The sequence below is a fragment of the Mycobacterium sp. E2989 genome, assembly GCF_001667595.1.
Taxonomy (GTDB): domain Bacteria; phylum Actinomycetota; class Actinomycetes; order Mycobacteriales; family Mycobacteriaceae; genus Mycobacterium.
Genome location: NZ_LZJX01000138.1, coordinates 39336 through 56037 on the forward strand (window position 1 = coordinate 39336; position 16702 = coordinate 56037).

The window sequence follows — 16702 nt, forward strand, 5'->3', positions numbered from 1 at the left end:
CCGCAGTATTTGCCGATTATTCACAGCTGAGATGCCGCTCGGCGGTAGAAATCTTGCCGACACAATCCCGTAATCGAGAGCTGTAGCAAACGCAGGCGTAAATTATTTGAGGACTGGTTGCGCGGCCATCAACCCGCGACGGCCCCCGGCTGGTAGTACGGCGCCCCGTATTCGGTCACCGGCGTGAAGCCGCGCTTGCGGGCCTTTTCGGCGGCCTTGCGAATCAGCGCGTAGATGCCGACGAACGCCGCGTGATCGGTCATCACGAACGGCGTCAGCAGCCGGTTGTGCACCAGCGAGAACGCCACCCCGCTGGCCGGGTCGGTCCAACCCAGCGAACCGCCCAGGCCGACGTGGCCGAAGCCGGGCATCACGTTCCCGAACGGCAGGCTGTGGTAGCCCAGGTGGAATGCCAAGGGCACGAACAGGTTCCGGTCCGGACGCAGGCTGCGCCGACCGGTCAGGCCGGCGACCATCTCCCGGGACAGGAACCGGATGCCGTCGACCTCGCCGCCGTTGGCGATGGCGCCGTACATCCGCGCCAGCCCGCGGGCCGTCGCCACCCCGTTGGCCGCCGGGATCTCCGCATCCAGCAACGGGATCTCGCCCTGCACCGCCGCGACCATGCCGGGGAAGTACATGGACCGGAACCCGCCGGACAGCTCGTTGGCCACCCTGCGCGTCACGAAGCTCAGGACCGGATTGCGCACCATGTTCTGCGGCGCGATGATCTCGGCGACCCGCGTCGGTGCACCCGCCGGCGGGCGACCCAGATACAGCCCGTCGGTGCCCAGCGGCTCGGCGAGCTCCTCGCGGATCAGCGTCCGCATGCCCTTTCCGGTCACCGCCCGGGCGAGGCCGGACATCAGCCAGCCGAAGGTCAGCGCGTGATAGGCCGGCTTGCCCAGCAGCCGCCCCGGCGAGGCCGCGGCCAGTCGCTCTTCCATCACGACGTGGTCCAGCAAGTCCTCGGAGCGGGCGCCGCGCAGGCCCGAAAGGCCGGCGGCGTGCCGCATCACGTCGCGGACGGTGAGGCTCTCCTTGCCGTTCGCCCCGAACTCGGGCCAGTACTCGGCGACGGGCGCCTCGTAGTCGATCAGCCCGCGGTCGGCGAGCCGGTGAATGACGGTGGCGGCCATTCCCTTCGTCGCCGAGAACACCATCGGCGCGCTGTCGGCCGACCACGGCCGGTGACCGCCCCGGTCGGACCAGCCGGACCAGACGTCGACGACGGGTTGGCCGTCGAGATACACCGCCAGGGCGCCGCCACCGAAGCGGCGGGCGGGGAACATGGTCGAAAAGCTGCGAACGACGCATCCGAAATGTGAGTCCGCCGCGCCGGACACACGGTGACCTGCGTCAAGGTCATCGTGGACAGGGACCGCGCGGCGATCGACTCGGGTTTGAACCGTCACGCTTTTGAATTTACTTGGATTTCACACCTTCCCGGTGCGAAATGTAGATTATTTACCTATCCGTTAGTCTGACGCGGCCGTCAGTATTTGCTCGGCCGCCAGCGCCGGGGTCAGCTCCCCCGCCTTCACCTGGCGTTCGATGTCCGCACGCATCTTGCGCACCTTGGGATTGGACAGCACCCGGTCCAGCACGGTGTCGCGGACCAGCTGCCACGTCCAGTCCACTTGCTGCGCGCGCCGGCGCGCCTCGAACTCGCCGGCCTCGGTGAGCACCTGACGATGGCGTTCGACGGTGTCCCACAGCTCCTCGAGGCCGGTCCCCTCCATCGCGCTCATGGTGAGAACCGGTGGCCGCCAAAGTGTTTCGCGGGGATGTATCAACCGGATCGCCGAGGACAGTTCGCGGGCGGCCATCCGCGCCTCGGCGAGGTGCTCGCCGTCGGCCTTGTTCACCACCACGATGTCGGCCAGCTCCAGCGCACCCTTCTTGATGCCCTGCAGCTGATCGCCGCTGCGCGCCAGCGTCAGCAGGACGAACGTGTCGACCATGTTGGCCACGGTCACCTCGGACTGGCCGACGCCGACGGTCTCGATGATGATCACGTCGAATCCGGCCGCCTCCAGCAGCACCACGGTCTCGCGGGTCGCCTTTGCTACACCGCCCAAGGTGCCCGACGTGGGCGACGGGCGGATGTACGCATCCGGGTGCACCGCGAGCCGCGCCATCCGCGTCTTGTCGCCGAGGATCGACCCACCGCTGCGCGTCGACGACGGGTCGACGGCCAGGACGGCCACCCGGTGGCCCTTCTCGATCAGATGCATGCCGAGGGCCTCGATGGTGGTGGACTTCCCCACCCCCGGCGTCCCGGTGATGCCGACCCGGTGCGCGTCGCCCGAGTCCGGCGTCAGCTCGAGCAGCAGCCGCTGGGCCTTCTCGTGATGGTCGGCGCGGGTGGACTCCAGCAGCGTGATGGCCCGCGGCAGCGCGGCGCGGTCGCCGCCGCGAACGGCGTCGGCCAGATCCTCGACGGAGTCGCTCTTGCGGGGGGCCATCTAGTCGAGTGGGTAACCCAGCCGCTCGGCGAGCTTGTGCAGCAAGCCAATTGCGGCATCGGCGATCACTGTCCCGGGCGGGAAGATGGCGGCGGCCCCGGCCTCGTACAGTTCGTCGAAGTCGCCGGGGGGAATGACACCGCCGACCACGATCATGATGTCGGGCCGCCCCACCTCGGCGAGCGCGTCGCGCAGCGCCGGCACCAGCGTCAGGTGGCCGGCGGCCAGCGACGAGACGCCGACGACGTGCACGTCGTTGTCGGCGGCCTGCCGGGCCACCTCCTCGGGCGTGGAGAACAGTGAGCCGACGTCGACGTCGAACCCGAGATCGGCGAAGGCCGTCGCGATCACCTTCTGGCCGCGGTCGTGACCGTCCTGGCCCATCTTCGCCACCAGAATCCTGGGCCGGCGGCCGTCGGCCTCGGCGAACTTCTCGACTAGTTCTGTGGCGGTTCCGATGTTCGGGGCCTTTCCGGCTTCGTCGCGGTAGACACCGGCGATGGTGCGGATCTCCGCCTGGTGCCGCCCGTATACCCTTTCCAGCGCGTCGGAGATCTCCCCGACCGTCGCCTTGGCCCGGGCGGCGTCGATCGCCAGCGCCAGCAGATTATTACCCAGCCCGTCCTCCCCGGCGCGCCCGTGTGCCGCGGCGGCGCGGGACAGCTCGCCCAGGGCGGCCTCGACGGCGGCCTGGTCGCGGCTGGCCCGCAGCTCTTTGAGTTTGGCCAGCTGCTCGGCGCGGACCCGGCTGTTCTCGACCTTGAGCACCTCGACCTCTTGGTCCTCTTCGACCTGGTACTTGTTCACGCCGATCACCGGTTGGATCCCGGAGTCGATGCGGGCCTGGGTGCGCGCGGCCGCCTCCTCGATGCGCAGCTTGGGGATGCCGTCGCTGATCGCCTGGGCCATGCCGCCGTGCTCGGCGACCTCGGCGATGTGGGCGCGGGCCTTCTGCGCGAGCTGATGGGTCAGCCACTCCACGTAGTACGAGCCGCCCCAGGGGTCGATGGGCCTGGTGGTGCCCGATTCCTGCTGCAGCAGCAGCTGGGTGTTGCGCGCGATCCGCGCGGAGAAGTCGGTGGGCAGGGCCAGCGCCTCGTCGAGGGCGTTGGTGTGCAGCGACTGGGTGTGTCCCTGGGTCGCGGCCATCGCCTCGATGCAGGTGCGCGCGACGTTGTTGAAGGCGTCCTGCGCGGTCAGCGACCAGCCGGAGGTCTGCGAATGGGTGCGCAGGGAAAGGGATTTGGTGTTCTTGGGGTTGAACTGTGCGACCAGCTCGCTCCACAGCAGCCGGCCGGCGCGCAGCTTGGCGACCTCCATGAAGAAGTTCATCCCGATGCCCCAGAAGAACGACAGTCGCGGCGCGAACTTGTCGATGTCCAGGTCGGCGTCCAGGCCCGCCTTGATGTAGTCGACGCCGTCGGCCAGCGTGTAGGCCAGCTCCAAATCTGCTGTGGCGCCTGCCTCTTGGATGTGATAACCGGAGATCGAGATGGAGTTGAACTTCGGCATCTTCGCGCTGGTGTAACCGAAGATGTCGGAGATGATCCGCATCGACGGCTTGGGCGGATAGATGTAGGTGTTGCGCACCATGAACTCTTTGAGGATGTCGTTCTGGATGGTGCCGGCCAGCTTCTCCGGCGGCACCCCCTGCTCCTCGGCGGCCACCACGTACAGCGCCAGGATCGGCAGCACGGCGCCGTTCATCGTCATCGACACCGAAACCGTCGAGAGGTCGATGCCGTCGAACAGCTGGCGCATATCGAGGATGGAATCGATTGCCACGCCGGCCATTCCGACGTCGCCCTGGACACGGGGATGGTCGGAGTCGTAACCGCGGTGGGTGGCCAGGTCGAAGGCCACCGACAGGCCCTTCTGGCCGGCGGCCAGGTTGCGGCGGTAGAACGCGTTCGACTCGGCCGCGGTGGAGAACCCCGCGTACTGGCGGATGGTCCACGGCTGGTTGACGTACATCGTCGGGTACGGGCCGCGCAGGAAGGGCGGTTCACCGGGGAAGCTGTTCAGCGGGTAACCGCCGGCCGCCGCGGCGGCCCGGTCGGCGCCGATGTACACCGGCTTGACGGCGATGTCTTCGGGCGTGTGCCACTCGAGCTGGTCGGGCGTGTACCAGTGCGCCGCCGCGGCGGCGGCGACGTGCTGTTCGACGGCGGCTTCGGTGGGCGGCGGCAGCGGGCGGCCGCCGGTCAGCGGAACCTCGGCGAAATTTCCGATCACTGGTGCGGTTGTGGTCATTGCGGCTACGCTCCCAGTCGACTGAGCAGGTTCGAAAGGGCTTCGACCGCATTGATTTTCGCGGTCAGGAACTCGTCGGGCCGGTGCTCGGCGTCGCCGACGGCCTTCTCCGGTCCCGCCAGGTAGACCCTCGATACCCCGGCGGCTCGGGCCGCCTCGACGACGGCCGTGGCCTCATCCTGGTAGCGCTTGTCGGGGCCGCAGATGACCGCGACGCCCGGTGATCCCGCGTCGGCGACCGCCTTGGCGACACCGGCGGCGTCGACCGATCCGGGGTTGACGGCCTCGATGCCGCCCGACGCCAGCAGGTTGCTCGCGAACGTCGCCCGAATGTTGTGCTCGGCCAGCGGGCCCAGCGGAAGCAGCAGCGCCTGCGGGCGGGCGCCGGTGCGGGCCAGGAAGACGTCGGAGCGGTCGCGCAGTGCCTCGAACGCCGCGGCGTAGCGCTGCAGGTTGCCGGCGGCCAGCGGTGTATCCGACGAATCATCCTGTGCCAGAGGAGGTTCCGTGAGGTTCGGAAATTCGCTGACACCGGTGATCGCGGTGCGACGATGCGCGATGTCGTCGGCGCGTCGCGCGGCCACCTCGGCGATCTGGCCGGCGATGTAGTCGTGCGCCTCGACGAACCCGCCGCGCGCCTCGATGGCCTGGAAGTGCTCCCAGGCCTGCTCGGCCATGCGCGCGGTGAGTTCCTCGACGAACCACGAACCGCCGGCCGGGTCGAGCACCCGGCCGACGTGCGACTCCTCCAGCAGCAGCAGTTGGGTGTTGCGGGCGATCCGCCGGGCGAAGCTTCTCGCAGTGCCGGGGAAGCCACCCGGGATCGCCATGTCGAACGGGAGCACCAGCACGGTGTCCGCGCCACCGACGCCGGCGCCGAACGCGGCCAGGGTGCAGCGCAACATGTTCACCCACGGGTCGCGCTGGGTCATCATCGGCAGCGACGTCTCCGCGTGCACGGTGACGGCCCCGCCGTCGGGATCGCCGACGACCTCCGCGACCCGCGCCCACATTTGACGCACGGCCCGCAGCTTGGCGAGCGTCCCGAACTGGTCGTCGTCGGCGGCCAGCCGGAAGCTGATCTGCCGCAGCGCCTGGCCGACCGGCATGCCCGACTCGGTGAGCCGCCGCAAGTAGGCCACCCCGGCGGCCACGGTGCCGGCCAGCTCCCAGGTCGCGTTCGCGCCCAGGTTGTGGAACGCCGGCCCGTCGACGGTGATCGCCCGTACGCCGCGCTCTTCGGCGGCGCGCTTGGCGACCGCGAGGACCTCGCCGAGGTCGGGCGCGGGACGGTCGCTCAGCGCCGCGGTGAGCGGGTCGCCACCGAGGTCGATCGAGAGCAGGTCGCGCTGGTCGGCCTCGACCCCGCCCGCCATCGCCAGCATGACCTCGGCGGCGGCGGCATAGTCCGCGCCCGCGTCGAGGATCACCGGCGCCATGCTCAGGTGCACGCCCGACACGGCGCCCTCGAGCTGGTCGGCGGTCACGCCGGACTCCCCGACCCGCAGCACCAGGGCGCTGGCCCCGTTGCCCAGCGCCTCGAGCACCGCCGCATTGACCTCGGCGGCCGCCACCCCGGCGACGCGATCGGCGGGGAACGCCTCGGCCACCTTCCAGCCGGACTTCACGTCGCGCCGCGCATCGGCGCCCCGCACATAGGGCCACTCACCGGGAAGCGGCGGTTCCGGCAGCTCGTCCAGCGCCGTGTACAGCGCCCGGATCGCGATGCCGTCGTAGGTGGGGGTTTCCAGCAGCCGCTCGGGATGGTCCCCGAGTTCCTCGGGGTCCTTCCGGGTGCTTTTCGATAGCACGCCGGCGACCGCACTGCGCCAACGCCCGCGAACCTGTTCTAGTTCGGCAAGCTCGGGTACATCAATGGACACCGATTGCTCCCTTTTTCCCAGCAAATGGGGCCTGCGACTTACTAATGAGGCTAGTTGATCGAGCCTGTCGGCAGAAAACCGCGACGCGCGACGAGCGGGGCGGCCCGGCGATGAAACGCCAGCCTCGGGAAACGAGTTATTCACCTGCGACCCGTAACCTTTACAGGCGTGACGGCTTCCGCCACCTGCAGAATCAACCGGACGCTGCGCGACCTCGCCGGCGCGCTGGGCGCCGCCGCGCGCCTGCTGTCGCGGCCCCGGGCGATCGCCACAGTGGTCGGTATCACACTCCTGATCGCGGCCGCGTCCTGGCTGCCCCTGCCCACGCCGGTGCAGATGCGCGACTGGGCGGAGTCGGTGGGGCCATGGTTCCCGTTGGCGTTCTTGGCCGCGCACATCGTGGTCACGGTGGTGCCGGTACCCCGCACGGCGTTCACCCTGGCCGCCGGGCTGCTGTTCGGCCCGTTGGTGGGCGTGGCGATCGCGGTGGTCGCCAGCACCGCCAGCGCGGTGATCGCGCTGCTGCTGGTGCGCGCGGCCGGGTGGCGGCTGAACCGCCTGGTTCGCCACCGCGCGATCGACACGGTGGACGAGCGCCTGCGCCAGCGGGGCTGGCTGGCCATCCTGTCGCTGCGGCTGATTCCCGCCGTGCCGTTCTCGGCGATCAATTACGCCGCCGGCGCGTCGACCGTGCGCCTGCTGCCCTACACGCTGGCCACCCTGGGCGGCCTGCTGCCCGGCACCGCCGCCGTGGTGGTCCTCGGCGACGCGCTCGCCGGTCACCCGAGCTCGCTGCTGTACCTGGTGTCGATCTGCACGGCGACCCTGGGTTTGACGGGATTGGTCGTCGAGATCCGCCACTACCGGCGGCACCATCGCGGGGCGCACCGTCCCGCGGGCGACGAGGCCGCCCCCGAGCCGGCGACCATCGGCTGACCCGTCGGCCGGATCTGGCCAATCGCGTGAATTGATGGGCCGAATGCTGGCAAGCTGGGCTCAGACACCGGCACCGCGCGCAAGGGGGGGTGTTGGCCGGAATTCATGTGCCGTACCTGGCGACACAACCTTCGCGAATGCACAACGCGCTACTCGTGATCGCCTCGGTGTTTTGCGCGGCCGCGTTCGTGGCCGCGGTGTGCCTGCTGTCCAGGAACGCCGCCCAGACGGCCCACGACGCCGCCCCGCCGCCGGTCCTGGCCCCGATCGACCTGCCCGCGGCCAGCGCCGTCGGCCCCGGTTCCGGCATCTACGTCCAGTACGCCGACGGATCGGGTGGGATGGGTTGTACCGCAGGGTTTTTGGTGCACACCAGCACCGGTCAGGCCGGTGTGCTCACGGCCGGGCACTGCAACCGGCCGGGTCAGCTCAGCAAGGTGTCGATGAACCTGGCCGGCATCCTTCCCTACGCGACGGTGGGCACGTTCCGCCGCACCGTCAGCGAGGGCGTGCACAACGAACAGCACGACATCGGCCTGATCGTGTTGGACGGCGAGAACGTCCCGCAGGCCTCGGCCATCGGGTCCGCGCTGCCGGTCTCCGGCGTCGCCACCGGGTTGCAGGTCGGCGAGGAGTTGTGCAAGTTCGGGATGGGCACCGGCGAGGCCACCTGCGGGGAGATCACCCAGATCACCGGGAGCAAGGTCGTCTTCCTGGCGCCCGGCCAGTGCGGTGATTCGGGCGGCCCGGTCTATCGGAATCAAAGCGACGGCACCGTCGGCGCCGTCGGGATCCTCATCCGCGGGGGCGACCCGTCCACCCCCAAGCACGGGTGTTCGGCCCCGGCCAAGTTCTCGGTCGCCGAGTTGATCCAGCCCTGGCTGGACGAGTGGCATCTCACGGCCGTCACCGCGGCGTCCACGGCCGGCTGAAAACGGTTGCGCGCCGGCTTCTTCAGGCTGGCTTCAGGCTGACTTCCTACTGTCGCGGCGGCGGCGATCGACCGCCGACAGGGAGGAGAGCGAAGCCAAGTGAATATCAAACAACTCGTCGCCGGTTCGTTGGTCGCGGGCGCCCTCGGGGCGACCCTGGCCGGCTTCGGCGCCGCCGTGGCCAGTGCGGATCCGCCGCCGCCACCACCGCCCGGACAGCCCGGACCACCGCATCCGCCGGGGGAACCGTTCGGCGGGCCGCCGGGGCCGGGCGGGCCCGTTGGTCCGCCACCGCCGGGTCCGGGCGACCCGTTCCGGCCACCGCCGCCGGGATTCTGACGTTCGCCGCACCGAGCGGTGGCCGCCTCGCCTGGTGCGGCCACCGCTCACCGGCGTTGGGCCGGCAAGTTCAGCCGGAACTCGGCGCCGCCGTTGCGCGGCAAACACACCAGGTCGCCGCCCTGAGCGCGCGCCAGCGCCCGCGCGATCGGCAGGCCCAGCCCGGCGCCCCCGTGATCGCGGCCGCGCCCGGCATCCAGGCGCACCAGGCGCTCGAAGATCCGCTCCCGCTCGTCGCCGGGAATGCCGGGCCCACTGTCGGTTACGGTCACCTGCGCGTCGCCTTCGCTTATGCGGACATCGATGGTGATGGCGCCCCCGGGCGGGGTGTAGCGGCGCGCATTGTCGAGCAGATTGGACAGGACCTGCGCCAGCCGGGTGGGGTCCGCGTTGACATGCAGCTCAGCCAGGCCGGTGCGACGGACGGTGAGTTGCGGGGCGAGCATGGCGGCCCGGTCGGCTTCGGCATCCGCGATCGCGGCGAGGTCGACGTCGTGGGAGTCCAATGGCAGCCCGGCGTCGATGCGACTCAGATCGAGCATGTCCGCGACGAGCCGCCCGGCGCGCCGGGCGTCCGACAGCAGGAGGCTGGCCCGACGGTATTGACCCTGCGCCACGTCGTCGCCCTGATCGGGAGAGGCGTTGTTGGCGAGCTGTTCCGCGGCGACCTGGATCCCGGCGATCGGGGTGCGCAACTCGTGGGCAGCGTCGACGAGGAATCGCCGGGTGGCGGTCTCGGCGCGCCGGGCGGCGTCCGCGGCCCGCTGGGCCCGGTCCTCGGAAGCCTCCAGGGCGTCCAGCATCCCGTCGAAAGCGCTTGCGGCCCGCCCTAATTCGGTGTCGGCCCGGTTGGGGCGGAGCCGTCGTCCGCGATCGCCGGTCCTGATGTCGTTGGCCAGCGCCGTCAGCCTGTCCAATGGGCGCAACGCCACCCGGCTGACGGCCACTAGCAACAGCGCGGCGGTCAGCAGGGTCGCCACGCCGGCCCCGATCATCAGCAGGCGCAGCTGGTGCGTCACCTGGGTGGTCTGCGTCGTGTCGGCGACCAGGATCACCCGGGAGCCATCCGGCAGTGGGCGCACGACCGCCGTCGCGGTGGCATCCGGCGGGGGCGGGGGCGGCGGCGGCCAGGGTGGAACGCCGGGCGGCCCAGGCGGGAACGGCGGCGGCGGCGCGAATGGTGGCGGGGGCGGAAACGGTGGCGGGACCACGGGACCGGCGACGGTGTCGGGGCTGATGCCGCGGTCACCGTACGTCGCGCCGTCGGCGGTGACCAGCAGTGCCCGCACCCCGCCGCCGTTGAGTTCGGCGGCCAGCAGCTCGGGCGAGGTGTGCGCAGCATCCAGCGCCTCGGCCCGGGACGCGGCCGCCAGCAGCCGGTCGTGCAGGTTTCTGCGGGCGAGGACGCCCAGGGTGACGTCGACGGTGACGCCGAGCATCACCAGCAGCAGGGCGAGCAACGCCACCACCACCACCGTCACCCGGCGCTGCAGGGACGGGGTCCGCGTCGTGGCCGCGGTGGTCATGATCGCTGGGGCTGCAGCCGGTAGCCGATGCCGCGCACGGTGTGCAGGATCCGCGGCCCGTGGGCTTCGAGCTTGCGTCGCAATCCGCTGACATGCACCTGGACCAGGTTGGGGTCGTAGGCGTCGTACCCCCACACCGCGTTCAGGATCTGGCGGGCGCTGACGATGCGGCCGCGCTGCTCCACCAGGAAGGCCAGCAGCCGCAGCTCGGTCGCGGTCAACTCGAGGCGACTACCGGCGCGCGCGGCCACGCCGGCGTCGGCGTCGAGCATCAGGTCACCGAGCTGAACGACCTGCGGCAGCCGTCCGCGCCGGCGCAACACCGCCCCGACGCGCGACACCAGTTCGGCCAGCTCGAACGGCTTGATCACGTAGTCGTCGGCCCCGCCGTCGAGGCCGCGCAGCCGATCCTCCAGGCCGTCGCGAGCCGTGATCATGACGATCCCGACATCGCCCCAGTCGCGGATGACGTCGATCAGGTCGAAGCCGTCGCGGCCCGGAAGCATGACGTCGAGCACCACCAGGTCCGGCCGCAGCCCGTCCAGCGCCTCCTCCAGCCCGTCGCCGTCGCGGCTGCCGGCGGTGTGATAGCCGACGTCGGTGAGCGCCTCGCTGACCATTTCGCGGATCGTCTCGGAGTCCTCGACAACCAGCACCCGGGGCGCTCCGACGCTGAAATGGCCGGCCCGGGGGCAGTTCGTCATGCCTCCCATTGTGGCGCCGGACCTGAAGCCAAGCTGAAGCCGGCATCTTCAGGTCCACTTCAGTTCCGGCTCCTACCGTCCGGTGCCATGACCACAAATGACGAGATCGACACCTCCCCGCCGCCGGCGCCGCCCATCGACCCACCTCCGCCCCGCCGTCACTCGACCGGCGTCGTGGTCGGCGCCGGGGTGGCGGGCGCGCTGATCGGCGCGGTCGGCACCATCGCCGCGATCGCCTTCGCCTGGATCATCAGCGTGGGTCCGCCCGGTCCACCTCCGCTGCCGGGGCCGCCGCCGATGATGGCGCTGCATCACGGGCCACCGCCCCCGCCGATGGGTGGCCCTGGAGGTTTCGGGTTTGCGCCGCCGCCTGGGCCGCCCGGGCCGCCGCCGGGACCGCCGCCCGGCTTCCCGCCGCCGGCGCAACCGTCCCCGGCGCCGCATAGCTGACCGAACCGCCGCCGTCACGATCCGTCGAATCGTGGCGGCGGCGGTCGTCGCGCCAGTAGCGTCGCGGTTACCGCCCATCCGACGACCGTGGAGAGCCGCATGACCTCGGACAACACCGGAACCCGCCGCTTCCCCGCCGGCGTGGCCGCCCTCGCCGGGCTGGCCGGCCTGGTGCTCGGCGCCCTCGCCGCCTTCGCGATCACCGGACTGGTCTGGACGGTCCGGGTTCAGCTTCCGCCGCCGCCCTACCCGCCGCCACTGTCGTCGCAGTCGGTGGGCGGGGGCGGGTGCATCTACACGGCGCCGCCGTCACCGACGTCGGTGCCGGCGCCCCCGCTGCCGACGCCCCACGACTGACCCGCCCGTTTTAGTTGCGGTCGGGTCCCTTCGCCGTCATCACGGCGAAGGTTGCCAAGAACAGCGCCGCCGGCAGGGCGTTGACGACCTTGTCGCGCACCCGGATGTGGGCACCGAGCGCCAGGACGAAATACACCGTCAGCATCGCCGTCGTCACCCGCGCCAGCACCGGGAAGCGGGTGACCGACAGCAGGCCCACCGCGGCGGCGGCCTTCACCACCGGCAGCACGGGCCGCACGTTCTCCGGCAGCCCCACGTCGTCCAGCACCTTCTTGATCGGGGCCACCTGGACACCGCACAACACCGCGTCCACGGCGTGGAACGCGCCGAGCGCAACGTAGGTCTTCGGCGAAGTGAAAACGCTCATGGGCCAATCCTATTGGGTCAGCTGCGGCGGCGGTCCCGGCTCGCCATCCACCGGCTGGCGGGCGATCGCCTCGGCCTTGGCCACCGCCTGAGCGATCGCCGGGTCGGTCTCGGTGGAGAACCAGTCGGCGACGTCGGCGTCGTCGTCGGCGCTGTGCTTGGGCGCATCGTCGACCGGGGAGGGCTGGAACCGGAACACGCCGTCCTCGCCCGGGGCGCCCAGCAGCTTGGTGAATCCCTGCAGCGCCGTGCTGAAGTCGCTCGGCACCACCCACACCTTGTTGGCGTCACCACGCGCCATTTCCGGCAGGGTCTGCAGGTATTGGTAGGCCAGCATCTCGGGGGTCGGCCTGCCCGCCTTGATCGCGGCGAACGTCTTCTCGATGGCCTTGGCCTGCCCCTGCGCCTGCAGGTAGGCCGCGGCGCGTTCACCCTGGGCGCGCAGCATGCGGGACTGCCGGTCTGCCTCGGCGGCCAGGATCGCGGCCTGCTTGGCGCCCTCGGCGGCCAGGATCTGCGCCTGCTTCTGCCCCTCGGCCTCCTTGATCGCCGACTCGCGCATGCCCTCGGCGGTCAGGATCATCGCCCGCTTCTCGCGGTCGGCCTTCATCTGCTTTTCCATCGATGCCTGGATGGACGGCGGCGGGTCGATGCTGCGCAGCTCGACCCGGGCCACCCGCAGGCCCCAGCGGTTGGTGGCCTCGTCGAGCACGCCGCGCAGCTGGCCGTTGATCATGTCGCGTGAGGTCAGCGTCTGCTCCAGCGTCATCCCGCCGACCACGTTGCGCAGCGTGGTGGTGGTGAGCTGCTCCACACCCACGATGTAGTTGCTGATCTCGTAGACGGCCGCCTGCGGGACGGTGACCTGGAAGTAGACCACCGTGTCGATGTTGAGGGTCAGGTTGTCCTCGGTGATCACCGGCTGCGGCGGGAACGACACCACCCGCTCCCGCAGGTCCACCCGGGCGCGCACCCGGTCGATGAACGGCACCAACAACGTCAGCTGACCGCTGACCGTCCGGCTATATCGGCCCAGCCGTTCGATCACCGCGGCCTCCGCCTGCGGTATCAAGGCCACCGATTTCGCCACCACGACGATGGCGAATATCACCAATACGGCCAGCAATACCAAACCAGCAACCGCACCCTGCACCCGAGTTCCTTTCTCTCCCAGAGGTTTTGGCAGCGCTCTCGCGCAGTCGTTATGGACCGCTCTTGAAGACCACCGCCGTGGCGCCGTCGATCTGCATGACGGTCACCGACTCCCCCGGTTCGTAAACATCCCCCTCGTTGAACGGGCGCGCGGTCCACACCTCGCCGTCGAGCTTCACCTGGCCCTCGTCGCGGTCGATCCGCTCGAGCACCAGCGCCTTCTTGCCCTCCAGCGCCTCGATGCCCATGTGCGGCACGTGCGCGGGCGTCAGTTGCCGCCGCAGCGCCGGGCGCACCAGCACCAGCAGCAGAATCGAGACGACCAGGAAAACGATCCCGTTGGCCCAGCCCGGCCAATCGGTCAGCCAGCTGGTTGCCGAGGCGGCGAGCGCGCCGCCGCCGAGCATCATCAGGAACATATGGCCCGTGAGCGCCTCCGCACCGGCGAGCACCAGCGCGGATATCAACCAAAGCACTGCGGCGTGCATGCGGTCAGAATACGCGTGATCCGCCTTTGCCGGGCAAAACAACTACACTGCGGAATCGTGTGGTGTCCCAGTGTCTCGCTTTCCCTGTGGGCCAACGCCTGGCTCGCAGGCAAGGCCGCGCCCGACGACGTCCTGGACGCGTTATCGGTATGGGCGCCAAAGCAATCGGTCACCGCGTATGATGCGGTCGCCGCCGGTCACACCGGGCTGCCGTGGCCGGATGTGCACGACGCCGGAACGGTGACGCTGCTGCAGACGCTGCGCGCCGCGGCCGGTCGGTCGGCGCCCGGCCCGGGCCGGTTGCGCGGAACGATCAACATGCTTTTGCCGGTGCCCGGCGACGTGCGCGGGCTCGCCCCCGGGACGCAATTCGAGCGCGACGCGCTGGCCGCGGGTGAGGCGATCATCATCGCCAGCCCGCACGACCCCGCCACCGCGGTGGGGCTGGTGCCCGAGTTCTCCTACGACGAAGACGACTTCTCCGACCTGTGCGCGCTGTCCTGGACGGTCTACTCGCTGCCGGGCGCGCCGGTGCTCGACCATTACGAGCTCGGGGATGCCGAATACACGCTGCGCTCGGCCGTGCGCTCGGCCGCCGACGCCCTCGGCGCCATCGGGCTCGGATCGGCCGCGGCCGACATCGAGGATCCGCGCGGCCTCGTCGAGCAGCTGCTGGAATCCGCACGGCAACACCGCGTTCCCGACCACGCACCCTCGCGGGCGTTGCGGGTGCTGGAGAACGCCGCGCACGTCGACGCCATCATCGCGGTCAGCGCCGGGCTCAGCCGCTCGCCCGACTCGCCGGAACGATTCGCCGCGCCGGTCGCCGCCGGCCCCGAAGCGTTCGGAGCCCAATCCTCTTCGGAGGCACGCATCGCCAGCGATGCGTTGCGGCCCCTGACCGCCGTGGTCCGCTCGGCGCGGATGGCCGCCGTCACCGCGATCCTGCACTCGGCCTGGGCCGACTGAGGGCGCGCTAGTCGCTGTCGCCGCGCGCGCAATGCGGCGGGCGGCAGGGCGCGCCGTCGACGCTGGCCAGACAGCCGGGCACCGGGTCGGGTCCGGCCACCCGGGTGGGGTCGCGGCCGCTACGCAGCTCGTCGACCAGATCGGCGGCGAGACGGGCGAATCGGCGATCGGCGTTGGGGGTGGCGGCCCGGGCGAACGCCAAACCCGCCGCCTCGGCCTGGGTTCGCAATTCCTCGTCGAGATCCCACACCACCTCGATGTGGTCCGCGACGAACCCGATCGGGCAGACGATGACGGCCTGGGTCCCCGCGGCGGCCAGTGCCGTCAGATGGTCCTCGACGCTCGGTTCCAGCCACGGGACCTGCGGCGGCCCGGACCGCGACTGCCAGGCCAGGTCGTAATCGGCGTAGCCGGCCGCGGCCGCGACCAGCCTTGCGGCGTAAGCGACTTGGCGGCTGTAGAGCCTGGGGCCGAGGCGCTGGTCGGCGGCCACCGGGACCGAATGCGCGGTGAACACCAGGCGGGCGCCGTCGGGCACGGACTGCGCTGCGGCCGCCACGGCGCCGGCGAACATCTCGACGAAGAGCGGGTGGTCGAAGTACGGCCGCAGCTTGACCAGTTCGGGCGCGTCCGGCCCGGCGGCCCGCCGCGCCCGTGCGATGTCCTCGGTGTACTGCGTGCAGCTGGAGTAGCCGCTCCACGCCGACGTGGTGAACACCGCGGCGCGGCGAATCCCGTTGTCCCGCATGGCCGCAACGGTGTCTTCGACGTAGGGCTCCCAGTTGCGGTTGCCGAAATAGACCGGCAGGTCCAGTTCCTCGCGCAGCTCGTCGATCAGGGCGCGGTTGATCCCGTTGATCGGTGACACCCCGCCGAAATGCAGGTAGTGCCCGGCGACGTCATCCAGGCGTTCGGGCGGCACGTTGCGGCCGCGGGTGACGTTCTCCAGGAACGGCCGCACCTGCTCGGGCCCCTCCGGGCCGCCGAAGGACAGCAGCAGGACGGCGTCGAAGTCCATTTGGAGTCAGAGCATTCCGCTGTTAGAGCAATTGGGTGCTGGCGCCGCCGTCGGCGAAGATGATGGTGCCGGTGGTCGCCGGCAGCCAGTCCGAGAGCAGGGCGCACACCGTCTTGGCGACGGGCGTGGGGTCCTTCATGTTCCAGCCGATCGGCGCGCGCTGGTCCCAGCCCTCTTCCAGCAGCTGCATCTGGGCGCCAGCCTCCTCGCCGAGGGCCCCGCCCACGATCGCCGACATCGCCAACGTCCGAATGGGCCCCGCCGCAACGAGATTCGAACGCACGCCGAATTTGCCGGCCTCGCGGGCGACGAACCGGTTGACCGACTCCAGCGCGCTCTTGGCCACGGTCATCCAGTTGTAGGCCGGCATGGCCCGGCTGGGGTCGAAGTCCATGCCGACGATGGACCCGCCGGGGTTCATGATCGGCAGCAGCGCCTTGGCCAGCGAGGCATAGGAATACGCGGAGATGTGGATGCCCTTGGCGACGTCCTCGTACGGCGCGTCGAAGAACGGGTTGATGCCCATCCCGGTCTGCGGCATGAAGCCGATCGAGTGCACCACGCCGTCGAGCCGGTTGCCCTCACCGATCTCGGCGGTCACCCGGTCGGCGAGGGTGTTCAGGTGCTCCTCGTTCTGCACGTCGAGTTCGATCAGCGGCGCCTTCTCCGGCAGCCGGTCGGCGATGCGCTGGATCAGCCGCAACCGGTCGAACCCGGTCAGCACCAGCTGCGCGCCCGCCTCCTGGGCCGCCTTGGCGATGTGAAACGCGATCGACGAGTCGGTGATGATCCCGCTGACCAGGATTCGTTTGCCGTCGAGCAGTCCTGCCATGTCCGTCCTTAATGTCTTCGTGGGTGAAT

General features: G+C 70.4%; 15 protein-coding genes and 2 pseudogenes. 6 read left to right on the top strand and 11 right to left on the bottom strand.

Annotated elements, in window-relative coordinates; translation table 11 throughout:
* Positions 1-128: 128 nt before the first annotated feature.
* From A5680_RS24475 to mutA, 4 genes and pseudogenes are all read right to left on the bottom strand, one after another.
* Entirely contained in the window at positions 129-1415 is a 1287-nt protein-coding gene (locus A5680_RS24475; RefSeq protein WP_067824137.1) for a serine hydrolase domain-containing protein, read from the bottom strand.
* A 52-nt stretch (positions 1416-1467) separates the two neighbouring features.
* Positions 1468-2468 (bottom strand): annotated as a pseudogene (meaB, locus tag A5680_RS24480) (methylmalonyl Co-A mutase-associated GTPase MeaB).
* Positions 2469-4721: a methylmalonyl-CoA mutase gene (gene scpA, locus A5680_RS24485; protein ID WP_067824141.1), complete on the bottom strand. Its 2253-nt coding sequence runs from the start codon at positions 4719-4721 to the stop codon at positions 2469-2471.
* 5 nt (positions 4722-4726) lie between these two features.
* Positions 4727-6604, bottom strand: coding sequence for a methylmalonyl-CoA mutase small subunit (mutA, locus tag A5680_RS24490; RefSeq protein WP_067824144.1), 1878 nt, complete (start codon positions 6602-6604; stop codon positions 4727-4729).
* A 168-nt stretch (positions 6605-6772) separates the two neighbouring features.
* Between mutA and A5680_RS24495 the strand changes: the two genes are divergently transcribed.
* From A5680_RS24495 to A5680_RS25930, 3 genes are all read left to right on the top strand, one after another.
* The gene (locus A5680_RS24495) at positions 6773-7540 is read left to right on the top strand and encodes a TVP38/TMEM64 family protein (RefSeq protein ID WP_055404657.1); all 768 of its coding nucleotides are present in this window, start codon (positions 6773-6775) and stop codon (positions 7538-7540) included.
* Positions 7541-7677: 137 nt separating this feature from the next.
* Positions 7678-8472: a hypothetical protein gene (locus A5680_RS24500; RefSeq protein WP_055404656.1), complete on the top strand. Its 795-nt coding sequence runs from the start codon at positions 7678-7680 to the stop codon at positions 8470-8472.
* A 99-nt stretch (positions 8473-8571) separates the two neighbouring features.
* On the top strand, positions 8572-8811 hold the full coding sequence (locus A5680_RS25930; RefSeq protein WP_156349661.1) for a hypothetical protein: 240 nt from the start codon (positions 8572-8574) through the stop codon (positions 8809-8811).
* Positions 8812-8858: 47 nt separating this feature from the next.
* Here the strand turns inward: A5680_RS25930 and A5680_RS24505 are convergent, their stop codons facing one another.
* Both A5680_RS24505 and A5680_RS24510 read right to left on the bottom strand, forming a co-directional pair.
* Positions 8859-10337, bottom strand: a complete 1479-nt coding sequence (locus A5680_RS24505; protein WP_067824147.1) for a cell wall metabolism sensor histidine kinase WalK — start codon at positions 10335-10337, stop codon at positions 8859-8861.
* Positions 10334-11050, bottom strand: a complete 717-nt coding sequence (locus A5680_RS24510) for a response regulator transcription factor (RefSeq protein WP_067824150.1) — start codon at positions 11048-11050, stop codon at positions 10334-10336. The genes A5680_RS24505 and A5680_RS24510 overlap by 4 nt, the downstream gene beginning before the upstream one ends.
* Positions 11051-11128: 78 nt before the next feature.
* On the opposite strand from A5680_RS24510, the gene A5680_RS25515 reads away from it, so the two are divergent.
* The gene (locus tag A5680_RS25515; protein ID WP_082970487.1) at positions 11129-11491 is read left to right on the top strand and encodes a hypothetical protein; all 363 of its coding nucleotides are present in this window, start codon (positions 11129-11131) and stop codon (positions 11489-11491) included.
* Positions 11492-11590: 99 nt separating this feature from the next.
* Positions 11591-11848, top strand: a complete 258-nt coding sequence (locus tag A5680_RS24515; RefSeq protein WP_067824153.1) for a hypothetical protein — start codon at positions 11591-11593, stop codon at positions 11846-11848.
* A gap of 10 nt (positions 11849-11858) precedes the next feature.
* On the opposite strand, the gene A5680_RS24520 is transcribed toward A5680_RS24515, so the two are convergent.
* Genes A5680_RS24520 through A5680_RS24530 form a run of 3 tightly spaced genes read right to left on the bottom strand, consistent with a single transcriptional unit; the run spans position 11859 to position 13854 of the window.
* Positions 11859-12215, bottom strand: a complete 357-nt coding sequence (locus tag A5680_RS24520; RefSeq protein WP_055404651.1) for a DoxX family protein — start codon at positions 12213-12215, stop codon at positions 11859-11861.
* Positions 12216-12224: 9 nt separating this feature from the next.
* On the bottom strand, positions 12225-13367 hold the full coding sequence (locus A5680_RS24525) for an SPFH domain-containing protein (protein ID WP_055404650.1): 1143 nt from the start codon (positions 13365-13367) through the stop codon (positions 12225-12227).
* Between the two features lie 49 nt (positions 13368-13416).
* Complete coding sequence (locus tag A5680_RS24530) at positions 13417-13854, bottom strand: NfeD family protein (protein ID WP_055404649.1); 438 nt, start codon at positions 13852-13854, stop codon at positions 13417-13419.
* Positions 13855-13911: 57 nt separating this feature from the next.
* Here A5680_RS24530 and A5680_RS24535 point away from each other — a divergent pair, with 57 nt between their 5' ends.
* A complete protein-coding gene (locus A5680_RS24535; protein WP_067824157.1) occupies positions 13912-14823 on the top strand; it encodes a hypothetical protein in 912 nt (303 codons plus the stop codon).
* Here A5680_RS24535 and A5680_RS24540 read toward each other — a convergent pair.
* Together A5680_RS24540 and inhA are read right to left on the bottom strand one after the other, a co-directional pair.
* Positions 14809-15841: pseudogene (locus tag A5680_RS24540) on the bottom strand (ferrochelatase); the annotation flags it as partial. The gene A5680_RS24535 and the pseudogene A5680_RS24540 sit on opposite strands and share 15 nt — an antisense overlap.
* A 22-nt stretch (positions 15842-15863) precedes the next feature.
* Positions 15864-16673, bottom strand: a complete 810-nt coding sequence (gene inhA, locus A5680_RS24545) for an NADH-dependent enoyl-ACP reductase InhA (protein ID WP_055404646.1) — start codon at positions 16671-16673, stop codon at positions 15864-15866.
* Positions 16674-16702: the final 29 nt, after the last annotated feature.